Genomic DNA, 17,657 nt, shown 5'->3' with positions numbered 1-17,657 from the left:
TTCTTTGTATTCGGTGTAGGTCCAGCGGGCAGGCAGGCTTTCCCAGACACGCCGTGAACCCATCCTTGGGGGCTTGGCATTGCCATCCTTGGCAATGCACAGTCTGGGAAAGCCTGCCCGCCCGCTGGACTTCGTGCCCTGCTATAGCCTACAGAACGCTACTTTCTAAAGTGCTTGGGCCAGTTTCAGGCTGATTGAAGATTCGCGGTTATAGAACCTTCAGTGCTGCGTCGTAATCCGGCTCGTCGTGGATTTCGCTGACGAGTTGGCTGTGGATGACTTTGTTGTCTTCATCCAGAACTACCACAGCGCGGGCGCAGAGTCCGGCCAGAGGGCCGTCTTGGATGGCTACGCCGTAGTCTTGCTGGAAGCTGTAGTTGCGGAAGGTGGAGAGGGTAACCACGTTTTTAAGGCCCTCTGCACCACAGAAGCGGGCTGCCGCGAAGGGTAGGTCTGCAGAGATAACCAGTACAACGGTGTTGTCCAGTCCACTGGCTTTCTCGTTGAATTTACGGGTTGATGCAGCACATACGCCGGTGTCGATGCTGGGGATGATGTTCAGGATTTTGCGTTTGCCAGCCCAGCTTTCGAGTTTTACTTCTTCCAAGCCGCTGTTGGTGAGCGTGAACGGTTGTGCTGTTTCACCGTTCTGCGGAAATTTTCCGCTCAGTTCAATGGGGTTGCCTTCGAGAGTGACTGTGCTCATGAATTGCTCCTTTGATGATACGGATATGTTCGGTAACAGCTTACTCTGTTTAGTTCATTTTGGATGAGTTTGCATCCCTTTGAACAGTATCAAGGTAACTATCTGCTGGATACCGTTTGCGGTTCGAAGCCGGGAGCTGGGTGACGTTGAACCAGTAGCAGGTAGCTGCCGAGAGACGAAGCGGCACAGGAGGCAATGATGGCTGCCATCACCAGTGAGGTGCCGTCATGCAGGTGGCCCACGAGTACGCCTGCGCAGGCGGCAATGGCCATTTGGGCAAAGCCGAACAGGGCGGAAGCGGAGCCTGCCATGCGCGGGAAGTTGGCCATGGCACCTGCCATGGTTTGGGGCATCACCATGCCGGTGCCTGCCATAAACACAGCTTGCGGGAGGATAACAGCCCACACACTGAAGACTTCGGCCAGCGCCAAGGCCACCATTAAGCTGCCTCCTGCAACGGCAATGACCAGCCCGCGCACCAGTATTTGATCTGGCACCAAGCGGCTGCCAAGGCTTATGGCTGCGAGGTTGCCGGTTATATAGCCAGCTACGATGCCAGCGAAATACAGACCGAACCGTTGCGGCGGCACTTCAAGGAAATCAATCAGCACGAACGATGAGCCGGAAAGAAACGCAAACAGCCCGGAGAACAGTAGGGCGTTGGTCAGGGTATAACCAAGAAAGCTGATGTCGGTGCCTATGGCGCGATAGTTTCTTAGCAGGCTGCAGAGTTTCAGTGGCTGGCGGTATTCTGGGCGCATGGGCTCAGGTATGCCGAAGGCAACTACGACGGCCATGATTAGGGCGTAGCCACCTAGTGCGAGGAATATTGAGTGCCAGCCCAGCCCGGCTACCATTAGGCCGCCTAGCGTGGGTGCTATGGCGGGTGCTAATGCCATGATGCTGGCAAGGAGTGCCATGATTTTTGCGGCTTCGCGGGGTGTATAGATATCGCGGATGGCTGCGCGGCCCAGCACTGGCCCGGCGGATCCGCCAAGTGCTTGTAAAAAGCGGCAGAGGATTAAGGTTTCGATGTTGTTGGCGAGTGCGCAGCCGATGCTGGCGATGGCGAACAACACGAAGCCGCCAATCATGATGGGTTTGCGACCGAAACGGTCAGCTAGAGGGCCACACACCAACTGCGCTATGGCAAAGCCAGCCATGTATAGGCTCAGTGTTAGCTGAACCTGACTGGTACCGGTGCCAAAGTCGCTGCCGATTTGCGGCAGTGCCGGCAAATACATATCGGTGGCCAGCGGCCCGAGAGCGACGGCGGCAGCGAGTAGTATGGTTGTCCATATACTGGTGAGTGCTAGCATCTACTATCCATACCTTGGGGGTGGCGATTGAGGGGGCGAGGCTTCCAAAACACGCTGTGAATACGTCCGTGTACGCTTGGCTACGCCATCCATGGCTCCGCACAGTTTTGGGAGCCTCGCCCCCTCAATCGCAGTCAACTTTGGAGTGGATTCTAGGGGGAGGCTTGCGAAAAAATAACAGGGGCGCTGCTCATAGCATATATGAGCAAAACAGATGGGTTAGTCGTTCAGGCCATTCATGGTGGCGGCTACGGTGTTTATCTGGTTTCTCAGCCAGCGGTGCGCCGGGTCGTTTTGGTTGCGGCGGTGCCACACCATCAGCAGGGTAAAAGGGTTGAAAGTGAAGGGCAGAGGTACCCAGGAAAAATCCCGAAGTAAGTGTTTGCTCATGCGCTCAGGCGCGGTAACCAGCATGTCAGTGCCCCGGAGGAATTCCGGTAGGCCGGAGAAGTTGGATACGGTAATAACGTTACGGCGGGTTAGGCCGCGGGCAGATAAACCGGCTTCTAGGGCGGGCTTTTCTCCGGTGCCGAATACCAATGCTATGTGGTCGGCTTTCAGGTAATCGGTAACTGTTTCCGGCGCTTCTCGCTGGCTTGGGTCGTAAAAAACCACCATGCGGTCGCCCATCAGCCCTCGTTGCATAATGTCGGTGGCTTCCGGGGCGTGGGGGGAGATGATCAGGTCGCAGATGTTTTTGCGCAGCATGTCTGCCGTGGGAATACCGGAGGCAATGACCTGCAGCGTAACGCCAGGCGCTTGTAGGCGCAGGCGCTGCATGAGTTTTGGAAGCAGCATGTCTCGCTCGTAGTCGTTGGCGGCGATGGTGAACGAGATTTCGGTGGTTTCTGGCGTGAAGGGTGGGCCAGAGGACAGGGAGTGCAGGTCATCCAGAATCTGGCGAATGTGGGAGCCGGCTTGCACTGCATAGCGCGTGGGTGTGATGCCGCGCCCGGATTTAACGAATAGAGGGTCACCTAAAGCTTTACGCAGGCGGTCCAGAGTATGGCTTACAGCCGACTGGCTAACACCAAGCTTAACAGCCGCCCGCGACACACTGCCCTCATCAAGAACCGTGACAAAGGTATGGAGCGCGCGGATATCAAGATTGAATGTATCAATAAGGTTCATGGGTAGCAGTGTAATCCACAACCATCGTTGCCGGAACCTAATGTCATCAATCTGAACGTAGAGCCAACCACTCTGCGATTTCCAGCCAGCTTTCAGCGGGCGCTTTGCTACCAGCCAGAATGCCCATGTGTCCGCCGTGGGTTACGCGGAAGGTCTTGTCCAAGGAGCTAACATGATCCATCAAGCTCTTCGCCGCATCGGGTGTCACCATGGTGTCTTCGCTGCCTGCTACGGCAAACAAGTTGGCGCTAAAGTTGTTCAATTGTACTCGATCATCCCCAATCTGAACTGTGCCCCGGGACAACTGGTTGTCGATCCAAATACGAACAACGGTGTCCTGAACCACGCCGCCAGGGTAGGCCACCATGCGGTCAAGAAAGGCAGAGGTTGTGGCGTGGCTGGTTACAAACTCTCGATCTCCCAGCCGCACGATCAGCTCCCAGTAACCCATAAAGCTGCCAATAGGGTTAGTGAGCTTGAAGCCAATCGTATTGGCCCAACCAGGGCTGTGAAACCAGTGCGGCCGGAGGTTGTGAAGTCGGAATCCGGTGCGTTTGTGAATCGAGTTGGAGACATCGGCCAAGCGCTGATTCAGCAGTCCGAGAATACCCGAAGCATGGCTGTCGATAGGTGACCCCAGCACGATGGCGTTACGCACATGCTGGTCTTTGCTCAGGGCCGAATAAAACAACGTAAACATGCCGCCCATGCTCCAACCGTGCAGCGATAATTCCTGTTGGCCACTGTGCTCACGCACTCTGTCTAGAGAGGCGGGCAGGAGTTCTGCTACGTAGGTGTGGAGATTGTAATGGCTGTGCGCACGCGTGGGTTTACCCCAGTCAATAAGGTACACCTCAAAACCTTTTGCGCGCAGAAACCTCACCAAACTGCGCTTGGGGAAAAGGTCGTAAATCAGCATGTTCACAGCCAAAGGCGGAACAATAACTACAGGTGTTCGATGACTTTTTCTTTCAACAGGAATCGTTATGTCATCCAGTTCGATGAAATCTTCCTGTAGAGGGGGGTAGTAACGCAGGCTAACCAGCCCATCGGTATGGAGCATTTCGAAAGGCGTTTGTCCTGCCTGCACGAGACTGGAGGCGCGAAATACGCGGTCGAACGCATTGCCAGCATAGTGCGTTGTTTGCTTAGCCAACTCTGCTGCTTTCTCGGTCGCGGCTTTGATAAAGTCAGGCATTAAAAGAATCCATGGTAAAAAAGTGAGGCTATCGCGCAGCGTTTGGCTGCGCTATGGCAGTGCTGTCACTTCTGGCTGGCAACCTGGTCACAATCAGCCACTGCCCATCACAGGTGGTGATTGGTATGATTGCCCACCACTGGTTAAATAATCACAACAGGAAACCTATGCTCAGCTTCCTACCCGCTCCCGTTATCGGCGTCATCAATTCCATTCTGTTGGCAATCAATACGCTGTTTTGGTGTCTATTGCTCTATATTCCGGCGCTGCTGAAGCTCATTATCCCCCATAAGGGCTTCCGGGTTCTGTGCACCCGCATCATTATCTGGATTTCGGAATCCTGGGTCGCATGCAATACGGGTTGGATGAAGCTAACCCACGGCACGCAATGGCAGGTTACCGGCGCGGAAAACCTGCGCCGTGAAAGCTGGTACCTAGTGCTCAGCAATCACCAAAGCTGGGTTGATATTTTTGCCATGCAGCGAGTATTTAACCGTCGTGCGCCTTTTTTGAAGTTCTTTTTGAAGCAGCAGCTTATCTGGGTGCCGGTTATCGGGCTGGCTTGGTGGGGGTTGGATTTTCCATTCATGAAGCGGTATAGCCGAGAGTATTTGATCAAACACCCGGAGAAACGCGGGGAGGATCTTAAAGCCACTCGTCGTGCTTGCGAGAAGTTTCGCTACACCCCGGTGAGCGTCATGAACTTTGTGGAGGGCACCCGGTTTACCCCGGCAAAACACGAGAAACAAAAATCACGCTACAAGCACCTGCTTACCCCCAAAGCCGGTGGTGCCGCTTTCGTGCTGGACACCATGGGCGATTCGATTCAGACGCTGGTTGATGTAACCATTGCCTACCCGGGCGGAGCACCGTCATTCTGGGACTTTATTTGCGGCCGGGTGAAGGAAGTAAAAATGGAAATTCATACTGTAACCATCCCCGAGCACCTCAAGGGGCGGGATTATGCAACCGATGCAGAGCACCGGCGTAACGTGAAGAACTGGCTGACGGAGCAGTGGCAGGCTAAGGATGCCCGCCTTGAGGAAATGCTCCGCCCATAGCCCTCGTAAGCGGCGTCAGCTTTTGCTGTCGCCGCTCTCCAGTGCATTATCCTGCGCTTCGTCGTTTGTGCCTTCCGTACCAGAGGCTGTCGGCTTTTCGTCCGCTTCTACAAGCTTGAAATTGATCTGCCGACGCTCTTCTTCCACGCCCGAAAAGCTCACTTTAACCGCCTGTTCAAGCTGGAAAATGCGTCCGTTTTTGTTGTGAGTCAGGCGCAGTGTGACCGGATCAAAGCTGTACTTGCCATTAAGATCTTTGCAGCTAACAAAGCCTTCGAGACCATTGGCTTCCAGGCGAACAAAGAAACCTGCAGGGATGGTTCGGCTGATGACACCATCCATAGGTTCATCACTGAGAGTTTTGGCGAAGTCGCTCTTCAGCCAGGTTTCCAGATTATTGGCCGCCTGACGCGCCTTTAACTGGGTCGCCTGAAGCGCCAGCAGTTGTTCGCTGCTGAGTGTCTTCATGGGCGTGTCCCAAAGTGCCGCTTTGATCACCCGGTGGACATACAGATCAGAATACTTGCGCAAGGGCGATGTAAACGTGGTGTAGGCATTCAGCCCCATACCTTGGTGGGGCCCTGCGGCAAACGCCAACTCCGCCCGCGCCAATTGGCGTGAAAGAATGGCCTTAACCGGCACGTCCGCTTCCAAGTCTGCTGTTTGTTTCATGAGCGCTTTGAAGCCTTCCGGTTTGGTGGCATCTATATCCGCCAAGTGCGGTGCATAGCCTTCGATCAGCGCTCGAACATTGTCGGCACGATCGTCCCGCAGCCCGGGGTGTTGGATGAACAGGCCTGAAGGTTGTTTGGTCAGAAAGTCAGCAGCGCAGCGATTAGCTGCAACCATGCATTCTTCTACCAGACGATGGGCTTCGTTCTGGATGGTAGGTTCGATGGCGCGAATACGTCGGTTTTCATCCAGCCTTAGGCGGAACTCTGGCCGGTCGCCGCTCAGCAGAGCGTGCTCGCTGCGCCATTTTCGCAATGCCGTTGCAGCCTGGTGTAGCTGGTCCAGGCTGTTACACACTGAGTCTGGCAGTGCTTTTATATCTTCGTCCTCACGCCCCTCAATCAGGTTTGAGACCAGATCGTAGCTGAGTTTGCCATGTGAACGGATAACGGCTCGATGGAAGCTGTAATCACCCAAGCTGCCATCGTTGTTGACCTGCAAATCGCACACAAGCGCCAGCCGCTTCACGTCTGGCATGAGTGAGCACAACCGGGTGCTGATGGCGTCTGGCAACATGGGCAGAGGTTCGCCCGGGAAATAAATGGCAGTAGCGCGCTTGAAGGCTTCAAATTCCGCCGCACTTTCCGGCCCAATCACTGCAGACGGATCGGCAATAGCGATAGACAGCGCCCAGCCTGTAACGTTTGGCTCTGCCAGCAGCGCGTCGTCCATGTCTTGGGTGGCCGGGCTATCAATCGTTACATAGGCGCGGTCTGTGCGGTCTTCACGATCTGTTTCGAGGGCTTCAATGGCTGCTTCGTTTAAGCTTTCTGCCTGCTCCGTTACGGCTGTCGGCCAAGCGTCTGCCAAATCGAAGGTTGCAAGAGTCAGAGCACGCTCAATACCTGGCTCACCAGCTTTACCGATAACCCGTAGAACCTTGGCTTGGCCTTTCCCGTCTTTGATGGGGTGCTTGTGCATGCAGCAGTATAGATAGTCATCTGGCTCGGCGTTCATGCGCTCTTTTGGCGGAATGAAAATCCAGCGATTGATACCGGGGGTTTCCGGCACCACAAAATGCCCTTTACCTTTTACCAGATAGCGCCCAACGAAGGTGGTTAAGCGGCTTTCAATCAGCTCGTCTATTAAACCTTGGGTTTTACCTTTTTCGACTTCCAGCTCGGTGACATTAACTCTGTCACCCGGGAGCACTTTTTGCATTTCTTCCGGTGGCAGGAATAGATCCCGCCCTTCATCCAGTGCGACGAATCCGAAGCGGCCGTTGGTGGCTTTAACCGTTCCGGGGAAAACAACTTTGTTTTCCTCAATGTCAGACTTTAGCTGGCGCAACTGGTTTAGAGCGTCGGCATTGAGCATGGGTTAACCTGACTGAAAAAATGAATGTTGGGGCGGAGTATAACGGTTATGGCGGTACGAGTCAGACCCGTTACACGGAGCTAACTTCTGTATTTTCCGGAGTGTTGATGCAAACCCGGTTGCGGCCTTCGCTCTTGGCCCGGTACAGGGCTTGATCTGAATATCTCAAAACTTTGCCAATGTCGTCTCCGGGCTTTGAGAAATAGCCTCCAACGCTGACCGTTACCGGAGTGCCTGTTTTGCGGCTTTCCTGTTCAACGCTTTCACGAATGCGTTTGGCGATGTGTTCCAGCGTTGCTGGATCGCATGGGGAGAGCAAAATGACAAATTCATCACCACCCCAGCGCCCCGGATGGTCATAGGAGCGCAGGCAGGCCTTTAGCCACAAGGCCACCCGGCAGAGAATCTCGTCGCCAGCCTGATGGCCAAGTTGGTCGTTGATTGACTTGAAGTGGTCGATATCGAGCCAGATCACGCCAAAGCCCTTGCCCGATCGCTCTGCCAGATAAATTTCCTCATCTAGAGCTTCATCCAAGCCCCGGCGGTTTTTCAGGCCGGTGAGGGGGTCAACCCGCGCCAGTTCATGCAGTTCATCGGTTCGTTGGGCAACCTTGTTTTCCAATTCCCGGGTGGAGTCGCGCAAGCTGACAGTCATTTTTTCAAAATGATCAACAAGTCGACCGATCTCGTTATCGGGTTTGTCCAAACGCGGTAGGGTGAAGCTCCCGCTGCGAACCTTCTCCACTGCCGCTTCCAGCCCGACAATGGGTTTTACGATGCGCGACTGGATAATGAGGTGGAAGACAAGCAACGTGATTAGAAGACTGGCGATAAATACCGCCACTAGAGGCCAAAGATAGCTTTGCGGCAGCAGGGTATTGAGGTCCAACAGGGTGATTTCAAACCAACCAATAGCAGGTAAAAACGCCACGCCAGCCAGATGCTCGCGGCCTTCTACAGTAACAAAACCGCTTTCGACATGGCCTGCCTTGTCGGAGTTTTTCTTCAGTAGCTGTAGCATGCCAAGAATCTTCTGTTTATCTTCGGGGGCTTCAAACAGCAGGTCGACGGTGTTTTTCTGGCCTTCGGGTTTTACAACACTGGCGAAATCAATGTAATTGCGATCCCGGTAGAGCTGAATGGCGCCATTGTAGTCGACAAATAGGGTGGTGATGCCCTCCTGATTGATATCGACAATATCTTGCAAAAACGTATCAAGATTCATCCCTGTGCCAACCATACCCACGATCCGCTTGTCAGCATCACGCATGAGAACATCGATCCAAAGCTTAGTGACGCCCAGTTCTGTATCGGGGTTCACATTGAGATGAAAATCTCGGCCCTCTTCGATTAGCTGGTAGAACCAAGCATCGTCAGGCTTTTCCGGATCCAAAACGTAACGGAACTGCCGGTTTGCAAACTCGTTTTTTTCATTATTGAAGTAGTAGCGGCCGCTTTCCCTGAGTGCAACGAAATAGCTGTTATCCCGAAAATTGGCGCGGAAGCTCTCCATTTCGTAAATAGCATTCGCTTTCAGGGTTTCGTTCTCGGGGGCGGTTGCCCAGTTAATCAGTGCAGTCGAGTCGGCCATTTGCCGGGCGAGGCCGATCTCGCGTTCCAGAGATTGCAGTAGCCGAGCGCTGTCGTAGCGCACCTGTATTTCCGCTACCTGACGTCCCCAGCGTTCAATCAAATCGGCAGAAAGCTCTCGGTAGGCCAGCCAGGAAGCGCATGCAGAGACAATGATCAAGCCTGCGGCGAGGCTGAGAAACCGGGTTTTAAGGCTCAAGCAGTTCTGGCTCCGTTTTCCGGGGTGTCGGAGTCAATAATAGTGCACAGTTAGCCCCGTGTGTAGATAACTAGGCCAGAAAACACTGAAAACCTGTTGCAGGTCATCACCGGTGCTTTGGGGCACCGGCGCGCGTAAATTTAAGTGCTCGTACTTTTGAGCCCCGGTCTAGGCGTCAGTTGTGCTCGGAAAATACCTTGGTTTGCCCGTTATCGTTGAACATCAGCACTTGGTAATGGTCTTTGCGGTCGCCCATTTCCATACCCGGGGAGCCTGCGGGCATACCGGGAACAGCTAGGCCTCTGGCCTTTGGGGCGTCGGCGAGAAGCCGCTGAATATCGCTAGCGGGCACGTGGCCTTCAATCACATAGTCACCCACGAAAGCGGTATGGCAGCTCGCCAGATTGGGGCTAAGCCCAGCTTCCATTTTGACACGGTTCATGTTGTGGGTGTCGGTGACCTCCACATCAAAACCGTTGCTTTCCATATGCTCAACCCAGTCTGTACAACAACCGCATGTTGGCGACTTATAGACATGGATACTCTGTGCAGCGCCTGCTGCCAGTAGAGGGGTGCTAAAGCCGAGCGCGCCGACCAGAGCCATTCCGAGAATCTGTTTTTTCATGGTTTTTCTCTCTTTAACGTTGTGTTCAATGGTGGCTGTGATCCTGTGCCTGCGCATCGCTATCCGTTGACGAAAGCCAGAACCACCATACTGTGGCGGCCATCAGAGCAAGTCCTACGGCATTGACCAGTATTGCTTCCATCAGTTCCGCTCCTCTTTCGGTGCTCGGGTTGCCGCTTGGGCCGGTTTATGGCTGGTTTTAAACAGGCGTAGCCGGTTGGCGTTGGTAACAACGGTTACTGAAGATAGCGACATGGCTGCACCAGCCAGAATCGGGCTCATCAGAATGCCCCAAACCGGATACAGCAGACCAGCGGCAACGGGAATGCCTAGCGTGTTATAAACAAACGCGCCAAACAGGTTTTGATGAATGTTTTTTACGGTAGCCCGGGAGATTTCTATGGCATCCGGCACACCATGCAAAGAGCCTCGCATCAGCGTAATGGCCGCGCTTTCGATGGCGACGTCTGTGCCTGTGCCTATGGCGAAGCCCACATCGGCAGCCGCCAGCGCAGGAGCGTCGTTGATGCCGTCGCCCACCATGGCAACCGTATAGCCTTTGCCGCGCATTTCATTCACCACACCGGCCTTGTCTTCCGGTAGAACTTCGGCGCGGTAGTCGTCGATACCCGTCTTTGCGGCAATGGCTTTGGCGGTGGCGTCTATGTCGCCAGTCACCATCATTACCCGTATGCCCGCATCGTGTAGGCGCCGGATGGCGGCTTCTGAATCCGCTTTAATCGCATCGGCAACGCCCATAACGCCCAGCAATTCCGTGCCTCGGGCGAGAAACAAGGGCGTGCCGGCTTGCTCTGTAATGGAGTTCTCTGCATCACTCAGGCTATCCAATGATACGCCTTCGGCTTCCAGCCAGCGGCGGTTACCCAAGCGAATCTTGTCACCTTCATACTCGCCTGCCACGCCTTTGCCATTCAGCGCTTCGAAACCAGTCACTTTGAGTGGCTGTGCGCTTTGCTCTTTTGCTTTGTTAACAATGGCTTCCGCAAGCGGGTGCTCGGAGTGCTGCTCCAAACCCGCAGCTAGCGCCAGAAGCTGTTGTTCATCGCCATTTACCGCATGCACGCTGGTCACCGCAGGATGACCTTCGGTGATGGTGCCGGTTTTATCGAGAATCACTAAATCCAGCTTGCCAGCTGTTTGCAGAGCGTCTCCCTGACGAATCAGGGCGCCGTACTCCGCTGCTTTACCAACACCCACCATCACCGACATAGGCGTAGCCAGCCCCAAAGCACAGGGGCAGGCAATAATCAGTACGGTGGTGGCTGCAACCATCATGTGCACAACCGCGGGCTCAGGGCCAACGTTGTACCAGACCAGCGCGGCGGCGATAGCAATCAACATAACACTGGGTACGAACACCGATGATATTTTGTCTGCCAGCCGCCCGATGGCAGGTTTTGAGCCCTGCGCCTTCTTCACCAAATGAATGATCTGAGCCAACGCAGTTTCACTACCCACCCGAGTGGCCTCATAGACAATTCCGCCGTGGGTGTTGAGCGTACCGGCGGAAACGTCATCATCCACGCCCTTGCTTACCGGCATGGGCTCACCCGTTAGCATGCTCTCGTCAATACGGGTGCTGCCTTCAACAACGCGCCCGTCTACGGGTAAATTCTCACCGGGGCGAACCCGAATGTGGTCGCCTTTGCGCACCTCCTCCACCGGGATATCTTGCTCCTGCCCATCACGGATAACCCGCGCGGTTTTTGCCCGCAAATCCAACAGCCGACGCACAGCCTCGGACGTTTTGCCTTTTGCCCGCAACTCCAAAGCCTGACCCAGATTGATCAAGCCGATAATCATGGCCGAAGCTTCAAAATACACATGCCGAGCCATCTCGGGTAAAGCATCGGGAATACTCACCACCGTGATGGAATACAACCAGGCAGTTCCTGTGCCCAGTGCAATAAGCGTATCCATATTGGCGTTATGGTGCCGGAAGGCCTTCCAGGCACCGCTGTAGAAATGCCCACCTGTGCCTGCCATGACCGCTAACGTGAGCAAACCCAAACCCAACCAAATGCCTTGATTCGATTCGGTGACCGTCATGGAGCCAAACCCCATGCCGTAGATCATCATGGCAACGCCTAGCCCCAAGCTAATCGCCATCTTCACCAGTAGAGTTTTATACCGCTTCTTGTCCTCTTCTTGCTTCTTATCATCCGCGGCATCCGCATCTTCAATCACACTGGCGCCGTAACCAGAGCTTTCGACTGCCTTGATCAGAGCCTGTGCATCCGACACCCCGGTCGCCGTAGCCGTATTATCCGCAAGATTCATATGGGCACGGGTAACACCAGGTACCGATTTCAGTGCCTTCTCAATGGTATTTACACAGGAAGCGCAGGTGGCACCGGTGACAGCCAGATGCACCTCATTATCGCCGCGAGCCGGTTTCGGCTTTTCAGGTGCGCTCTCCGGAGCCTTAGCTTGGCCGCCTTCATCTATCGCTTGGTCTAACGGTGCATCAGCGGTGGCAGCCTTGTCAGCTTTGGAAGCGCAGCAACTGGCAGGCTTCTTAGCCTCAGCCACCGGCTCTGCCGGGTATCCCGTCTCTGTCACAACCCGGGCCGCCTCTTTGGCATCGACGCCCTCTGGCAAGGACACCGTCTGATCCTCCAGATTAACCTCAACCAAACCAACATCGCCGGTGAGTGGCTCCAGAGCATTACGAATCTTCTTGGCGCAGCCCTGACAAGTAGCGCCGGAAATACTCAGAGTAGGCTTCAACACAGATGCTTCGCTCATAATGATTTACTCCTCAACCTGCTTTGTGGGAGCCTTGTCATCCCAATGCTCAATCAACCGACAAATGGTGTGACCATCCGGCGTACCGTCGGGCATATCCTGCCAGGCGGCCAATGCTGTTTTCATACGCTTACGCAACTGCTGCAACTCATCAATCTCGCGCTCCACGTCCGCCAGCCGCTGCTGAAACACATCCCGAACCATGGGGCAGGGCGAGTGATGATCATCCGCCTGATCCAAAATCTGCCGAACCTCGGGCAATGAAAACCCCAACTGCCGCGCCTTGCGAGCAAAACGCAAACGCCGAAGATCCTCAGCGTCGTAATGCTGATAATTGTTATCCGGATTCCGAGTAGGTTTGAGCAGCCCTTCCCGTGTATAAAAACGCACGGTGTCCGGATTAACCCCAGCAGCAGTAGCAAGTTCTTTAACTTTCATATTGAGTAGCACCGCCAAATTCCAAGGAGCGGCGGTGTGGAAGGCCTGTCCGAAAATGCTCGGAGCCAGGGAAGGCGGAGAGCAAGCGTACATGGACGTATTCACAGCGGTTTTCGGACAGGCTTTCCACACCGTCGCGGCTATCACCGAAGTAGGATAGCTGAGCGTATAGAAGATTTAAGGATAGCCTAAAACCTGTGACCTACTCACAGGTCAAAGGTTTTCAGGAAGAGGAGCTTTTCGCCCGAAGGAGGGTACCGCAGCTTTTGCATTGATCAGGTGCCATCAACTTGGCCTGCCAGCCAATCTTAACGCCACAAGCCGGGCAGGCCAGACGCAACTGCAAAATAATAATAGGAGTAACCAAAGCCACAAGCAGAAACCCTAAAGGCCCCCAACTTTCGCCACTGGAAAGCCCGAGCTGACTACTGAACACCAGAATAATAACCAGAGCCACAAACGCAAAAATGAAATAATTCCGATTCCAGCGCTCCCAGCGGCGAAGCTTGGCATCCTGTTCCGACGTTAAATAACCCGTGGCCATAAAATCTCACCTAAAAAATCAATCACTGCCAACGCAATGGTGGGGATCACAGAAAACAATTACAAACCTCAATCGACCATCGCACACTTTTCAAGCTCGCCGCTGGCCAGCGCTTTTTCCAACTCCGCCGCCGGAACAGGGCGGCTGATCAAATACCCCTGAGCTACATTGCAACCCTGACTTTTAAGAAAATCCAACTGCGCCTGAGTTTCCACACCCTCGGCAACCACCCGCAAGCCCAGATTGTGGGCGAGATTAATCACCGCCCGGGTGATCACGGCATCATCGTGGCGCTCAGTCACCTCCGTAATGAACGAACGGTCGATTTTTAGAAGATCCACCGGGAAGTCTTTCAAATACGCCAAAGAAGAATATCCCACCCCGAAATCATCAATTGCCAGTTGCACTCCTAAATCATGCAAACGGAACAGCTGATCCCGATTGTGCTCAATGTTCTGAATGAATATCTCCTCCGTAAGCTCAACTTCCAAACGGTCAGCCGGAATACCCTCGCCATTCAGGGTATCGCGTATGTGATCCACCAAATGCTCCTCATCCAATTCCCGTCCGGACAAGTTCACCGCAACCCTAAGATGCTCAAAAGGTGTGCCCTTCCAGGCCGCTAATTGACGGCAGGCAGCCATAACCACCCAGTGCCCGATATCGGTAATCCGGCCACTTTCCTCTGCCAGCGGGATAAACTCTCCCGGCGCTAGAAGGCCTCTACGGGGGTGCTGCCAGCGAATTAGCGCCTCAACGCTGGTGATCTTGCTGCTGTTCAGGTTCAACTGTGGCTGGTAGTGCAGCACAAACTCATTGTTGGCAAGCGCCTGACTCAGATCTTTTTCCAGCTCCAGACGCATGACCTCCCGCTCCTGCATACCCTCGGTATAGAACTGATAGGTATTACGGCCCTGATCCTTAGCCCGGTACAGGGCAATATCGGCGTTGCGCAGCAGGGTATCTGCGTCCAAACCGCTATGGGGGTAAACGGCAACGCCTAGGGTTGCGGTAATGCTATGAGTTTCATTCTGAACCACGTAGGGCATTGCAAAACACTGTTTTATTTGGCCTAGCAAGTGAATGGTATCGTCAATATCCTCCACATACTGTTGGCAGATCATAAACTCGTCACCGCCGGAATAGGCCACTGTAACGCGCTCGTCACTGAGTTGATTCAGGCGTCCGGCAACCTGAGCCAGTAACTCATCGCCAAACTGGTGCCCCAGAGAGTCGTTCAGCATCTGAAAGCGGTCGAGATCCAGCATCACAAGTGCCACTTGCCGCATCTGGCGATCCGCAATTGTCAGCGCATGGGCCAAGTCTTCCATAAAAAAGCGTCGGTTCGCCAAACCGGTGAGAACATCGGTGGATTCCAGCCGCACCAAGTCTTGCTGCATAGCTTTGCGCTGGGCAATTTCTCCATCCAGCACCCGACGCGTCGCCAGCAAATCCCGATTGCGTTTGAGTGTGAGTTGCAAGAGAAGTGTTGCGAGACTGGCCACCAATCCTGTAAATACCAGCGTAATGAAGGTCCAGCGCGGCCACGGGCTGGTTTGCTTGTTCACCCATGCCGGTGAAGGCTCAAGCGTTAACTGCCAGTCCAGAGTCGGCAGATCGATTTGTACGGTGTGGGACATGGAATCACCGGCGCTTTCGAAAGCGCTCAGTGCATAGACTTGAGTGCCTTTACTCAAGAGCTCAATGCGGAACATTGCCGGTTCCCGGGTTGCCAGCAGCTCGCTGGCCAGTGTCTCCATTTCGAAGACTGCGGCAATAAAACCATTGTTGTCTGGCCCGGCCCCCACCGGTGCATAGATAACAACGCCTTTGCCGCCTTGACGTAGCTCCAGTACGTCGGAAATATCGATGTCACCCGAAAGCTTCGCAGCCTCGAGAGCCGTTCTCCGTTGTTCGTTGAAGGCAACGTTGAAGCCAAGGATTGTACTATTCAGCGTAGGCGGCTCAATCCAGCGGATAACATTGCTGCTATCGATCCATTCGATCACAGAATAAATGCGATAGTCTTTGAGGTAACTGCGGGCATCCCTCCGCCATTGGTTTTCCGGCATCGTGGGATCTACTAACAGTCGGTCGGCCATTCGTTGGATGGCTCCGGCATGAGCCAGAAACTCCCGCTCCAGATTGTTGGCTATGAGCTTGGTTTCGTTTTCGAGGTTGGCTTGTATCTGCCCGGTATATTGGTGAACCAGACCCCAGCGGAGCCCAGATGCCATGGCGAAAAATAGAAGAAAGATCACCCCTGGAAATATGGGATGCAGCAACCGCTTAGCCAAAGGCCCGTGCTTTTGGGGTGATTGTTTCAATACGTGCACCGTTTAACATTAACCCAACGTATCAGTGTAACGGCTGCTTATAGCAAATAATAAATCAATTTTCGCTAAAAATATGCCCAGCTGCATAGTCGGTCATGTTCTGGAATTTGCTGCGGGGATACCCAGCCGCGGAATCTCTTGCTTAGGGCACTTGTCCATCACCACCTTTAACCCGGCAGCTTCCGCCCGCGCGGCTCCGGCTTCATTGATCACGCCAATCTGCAGCCAGACAACCGGAATATTGAGTTCTATCGCCTGATCAATTACTGCGTCCGTGCGCTCTGGCGCAAGAAACAGTTCCACCATATCGACCGGTTCCGGCAAAGAGGCAATGTCTGCGTACACTGTCTCGCCCAGCACTTTTTGACCGGCAAGGTGGGGGTTAACAGGAATCATCCGGTATCCGTGGCGCTGCATATATTCCATGACCTCGTGAGACGGTCTGTGGGTTTTCTCGCTGGCACCTACAAGAGCAATGGTGCGAACGCTTTCAAGAATTGCGCGCATTTGATCGGGTTGATTGCTTGGCATGGTGATGGCCCCTATGGTGCGTTAACGGTATTGAATCAACGGTGCGCCTCAAGACAAACAGACACAGATTCCGCATAGCGTAACGCGTGGGGCTTGTCGATTTCCACTTGCGCCCACTGCACCGCTCCATGCTCCATAACGATACTGAGCACCTCATGAGTCAGGCGCTCCAGCAGCGCAAAGCGGTTGCCGTCCACATGACCGATAATCTGCTTGGTAATGGTGCGGTAATTGAGCGCCGCAGTGATCTCGTTACGGTTGATTGCCTCTGTTGCATCGTAAGTCAGGCACACATTAATGATTACATCCTGCTGGTTGTTTATTTCCTCTTCCTTAATGCCTATGTAGGCTCGCAGCAGCAAATCCTTTATTTGTACTCTTGCCTTGTGGTCGCAGGAAACTTTTGTCATACCGCCTCCATCAGACTGTCGCGATTAGCGATTGCCGCTGATCAAATTGAAAAACTCTGTGCGTGTTGCCTGAGACTTGCGGAACTGGCCTAGCATCATCGAGGTCTTCATTTTTGAGTTCTGTTTCTCCACACCGCGCATCATCATGCACATGTGTTGAGCTTCGATAACAACGGCGACGCCTTTGGCACCGGTAACGTTCTCAACCGCTTCAGCGATTTGTCGGGTCAGGTTTTCCTGAATCTGCAGGCGGCGGGCGTACATATCCACAATGCGTGCAAACTTCGACAACCCCAAAACACGGCCTTGGGGTAGATAGGCGATGTGACACTTGCCGATAAACGGCAGGACGTGGTGCTCGCACATGCTGTAAAGCTCAATGTCTTGCACCACAACCATTTCGTCCATCGAGGATTCAAAGACCGCGTTGTTAACAAGGTCGCTGAGATCCTGCTGGTAACCTTGGGTAAGGAACTGCATGGCTTTGGCGGCGCGCATGGGGGTATCCTGCAGACCTTCACGGTTGGTGTCTTCACCCAGCCCGTTGATGATGGCGCGGTAGTGCCCCGCGAGGTCGTCAAGGAGTTTGGTCATAGTGATATCCGGTTCTCTTAATGGTGCGGAGGTGGGGTATAAGGGCCAAAGCTTAAGTGAATTTGCCCTTTATCTCTACGATTTACGACCATGGGCACGGAAAAGACCAATCACTGATAGTAGTTTAAAGGCCACTGCTGCGCCGCTCTGGCAGGAG

Annotated in this window: 15 protein-coding genes; 1 reads left to right on the top strand and 14 read right to left on the bottom strand. The window is 54.0% G+C overall.

What is annotated here, in order from left to right; translation table 11 throughout:
- Window positions 1–208: 208 nt before the first annotated feature.
- The 4 genes from tpx to FE845_RS06705 all read right to left on the bottom strand — a co-directional run bounded on the left by tpx (window position 209) and on the right by FE845_RS06705 (window position 4,354).
- On the bottom strand, window positions 209–706 hold the full coding sequence (gene tpx, locus FE845_RS06720) for a thiol peroxidase (RefSeq protein WP_200362634.1): 498 nt from the start codon (window positions 704–706) through the stop codon (window positions 209–211).
- 98 nt (window positions 707–804) lie between these two features.
- Window positions 805–2,025: a Bcr/CflA family multidrug efflux MFS transporter gene (locus FE845_RS06715; protein ID WP_200362632.1), complete on the bottom strand. Its 1,221-nt coding sequence runs from the start codon at window positions 2,023–2,025 to the stop codon at window positions 805–807.
- 219 nt (window positions 2,026–2,244) lie between these two features.
- Window positions 2,245–3,156, bottom strand: coding sequence for a LysR family transcriptional regulator (locus tag FE845_RS06710; RefSeq protein WP_200362630.1), 912 nt, complete (start codon window positions 3,154–3,156; stop codon window positions 2,245–2,247).
- Between the two features lie 46 nt (window positions 3,157–3,202).
- Window positions 3,203–4,354 (bottom strand): alpha/beta fold hydrolase, encoded by a 1,152-nt coding sequence (locus FE845_RS06705; protein ID WP_200362628.1) that lies wholly within the window; start codon window positions 4,352–4,354, stop codon window positions 3,203–3,205.
- A 167-nt stretch (window positions 4,355–4,521) separates the two neighbouring features.
- Between FE845_RS06705 and FE845_RS06700 the strand changes: the two genes are divergently transcribed.
- Window positions 4,522–5,415 (top strand): acyltransferase, encoded by an 894-nt coding sequence (locus tag FE845_RS06700; RefSeq protein WP_200362867.1) that lies wholly within the window; start codon window positions 4,522–4,524, stop codon window positions 5,413–5,415.
- Window positions 5,416–5,430: 15 nt separating this feature from the next.
- Here the strand turns inward: FE845_RS06700 and FE845_RS06695 are convergent, their stop codons facing one another.
- From FE845_RS06695 to folE, 10 genes are all read right to left on the bottom strand, one after another.
- A complete protein-coding gene (locus FE845_RS06695; protein WP_200362625.1) occupies window positions 5,431–7,464 on the bottom strand; it encodes a ribonuclease R family protein in 2,034 nt (677 codons plus the stop codon).
- Between the two features lie 70 nt (window positions 7,465–7,534).
- Window positions 7,535–9,253, bottom strand: a complete 1,719-nt coding sequence (locus tag FE845_RS06690; RefSeq protein ID WP_200362623.1) for a diguanylate cyclase domain-containing protein — start codon at window positions 9,251–9,253, stop codon at window positions 7,535–7,537.
- Between the two features lie 175 nt (window positions 9,254–9,428).
- The gene (locus FE845_RS06685) at window positions 9,429–9,878 is read right to left on the bottom strand and encodes a DUF411 domain-containing protein (protein WP_200362621.1); all 450 of its coding nucleotides are present in this window, start codon (window positions 9,876–9,878) and stop codon (window positions 9,429–9,431) included.
- A 141-nt stretch (window positions 9,879–10,019) separates the two neighbouring features.
- Window positions 10,020–12,647, bottom strand: a complete 2,628-nt coding sequence (locus FE845_RS06680) for a heavy metal translocating P-type ATPase (protein WP_200362618.1) — start codon at window positions 12,645–12,647, stop codon at window positions 10,020–10,022.
- 6 nt (window positions 12,648–12,653) lie between these two features.
- Window positions 12,654–13,085 carry a MerR family transcriptional regulator gene (locus tag FE845_RS06675; RefSeq protein WP_200362616.1) on the bottom strand — a complete coding sequence of 144 codons (432 nt, stop codon included), beginning with the start codon at window positions 13,083–13,085 and terminating at the stop codon, window positions 12,654–12,656.
- Window positions 13,086–13,308: 223 nt separating this feature from the next.
- Window positions 13,309–13,629: a hypothetical protein gene (locus FE845_RS06670; RefSeq protein ID WP_200362614.1), complete on the bottom strand. Its 321-nt coding sequence runs from the start codon at window positions 13,627–13,629 to the stop codon at window positions 13,309–13,311.
- Between the two features lie 68 nt (window positions 13,630–13,697).
- Window positions 13,698–15,866, bottom strand: a complete 2,169-nt coding sequence (locus FE845_RS06665) for a putative bifunctional diguanylate cyclase/phosphodiesterase (protein ID WP_200362865.1) — start codon at window positions 15,864–15,866, stop codon at window positions 13,698–13,700.
- Between the two features lie 192 nt (window positions 15,867–16,058).
- Window positions 16,059–16,496, bottom strand: a complete 438-nt coding sequence (locus FE845_RS06660) for a CoA-binding protein (RefSeq protein ID WP_200362612.1) — start codon at window positions 16,494–16,496, stop codon at window positions 16,059–16,061.
- Window positions 16,497–16,531: 35 nt separating this feature from the next.
- Window positions 16,532–16,906, bottom strand: coding sequence for a dihydroneopterin triphosphate 2'-epimerase (folX, locus tag FE845_RS06655; RefSeq protein ID WP_200362610.1), 375 nt, complete (start codon window positions 16,904–16,906; stop codon window positions 16,532–16,534).
- Window positions 16,907–16,930: 24 nt separating this feature from the next.
- Window positions 16,931–17,500: a GTP cyclohydrolase I FolE gene (folE, locus tag FE845_RS06650; protein ID WP_200362608.1), complete on the bottom strand. Its 570-nt coding sequence runs from the start codon at window positions 17,498–17,500 to the stop codon at window positions 16,931–16,933.
- Between the last annotated feature and the right edge of the window lie 157 nt (window positions 17,501–17,657).

Source organism: Marinobacter sp. 1-4A (genome assembly GCF_016597725.1).
GTDB lineage: Bacteria > Pseudomonadota > Gammaproteobacteria > Pseudomonadales > Oleiphilaceae > Marinobacter.
Note: the sequence above shows the minus strand (reverse complement) of the source record. Positions and strands in the feature narration are given on the sequence as shown.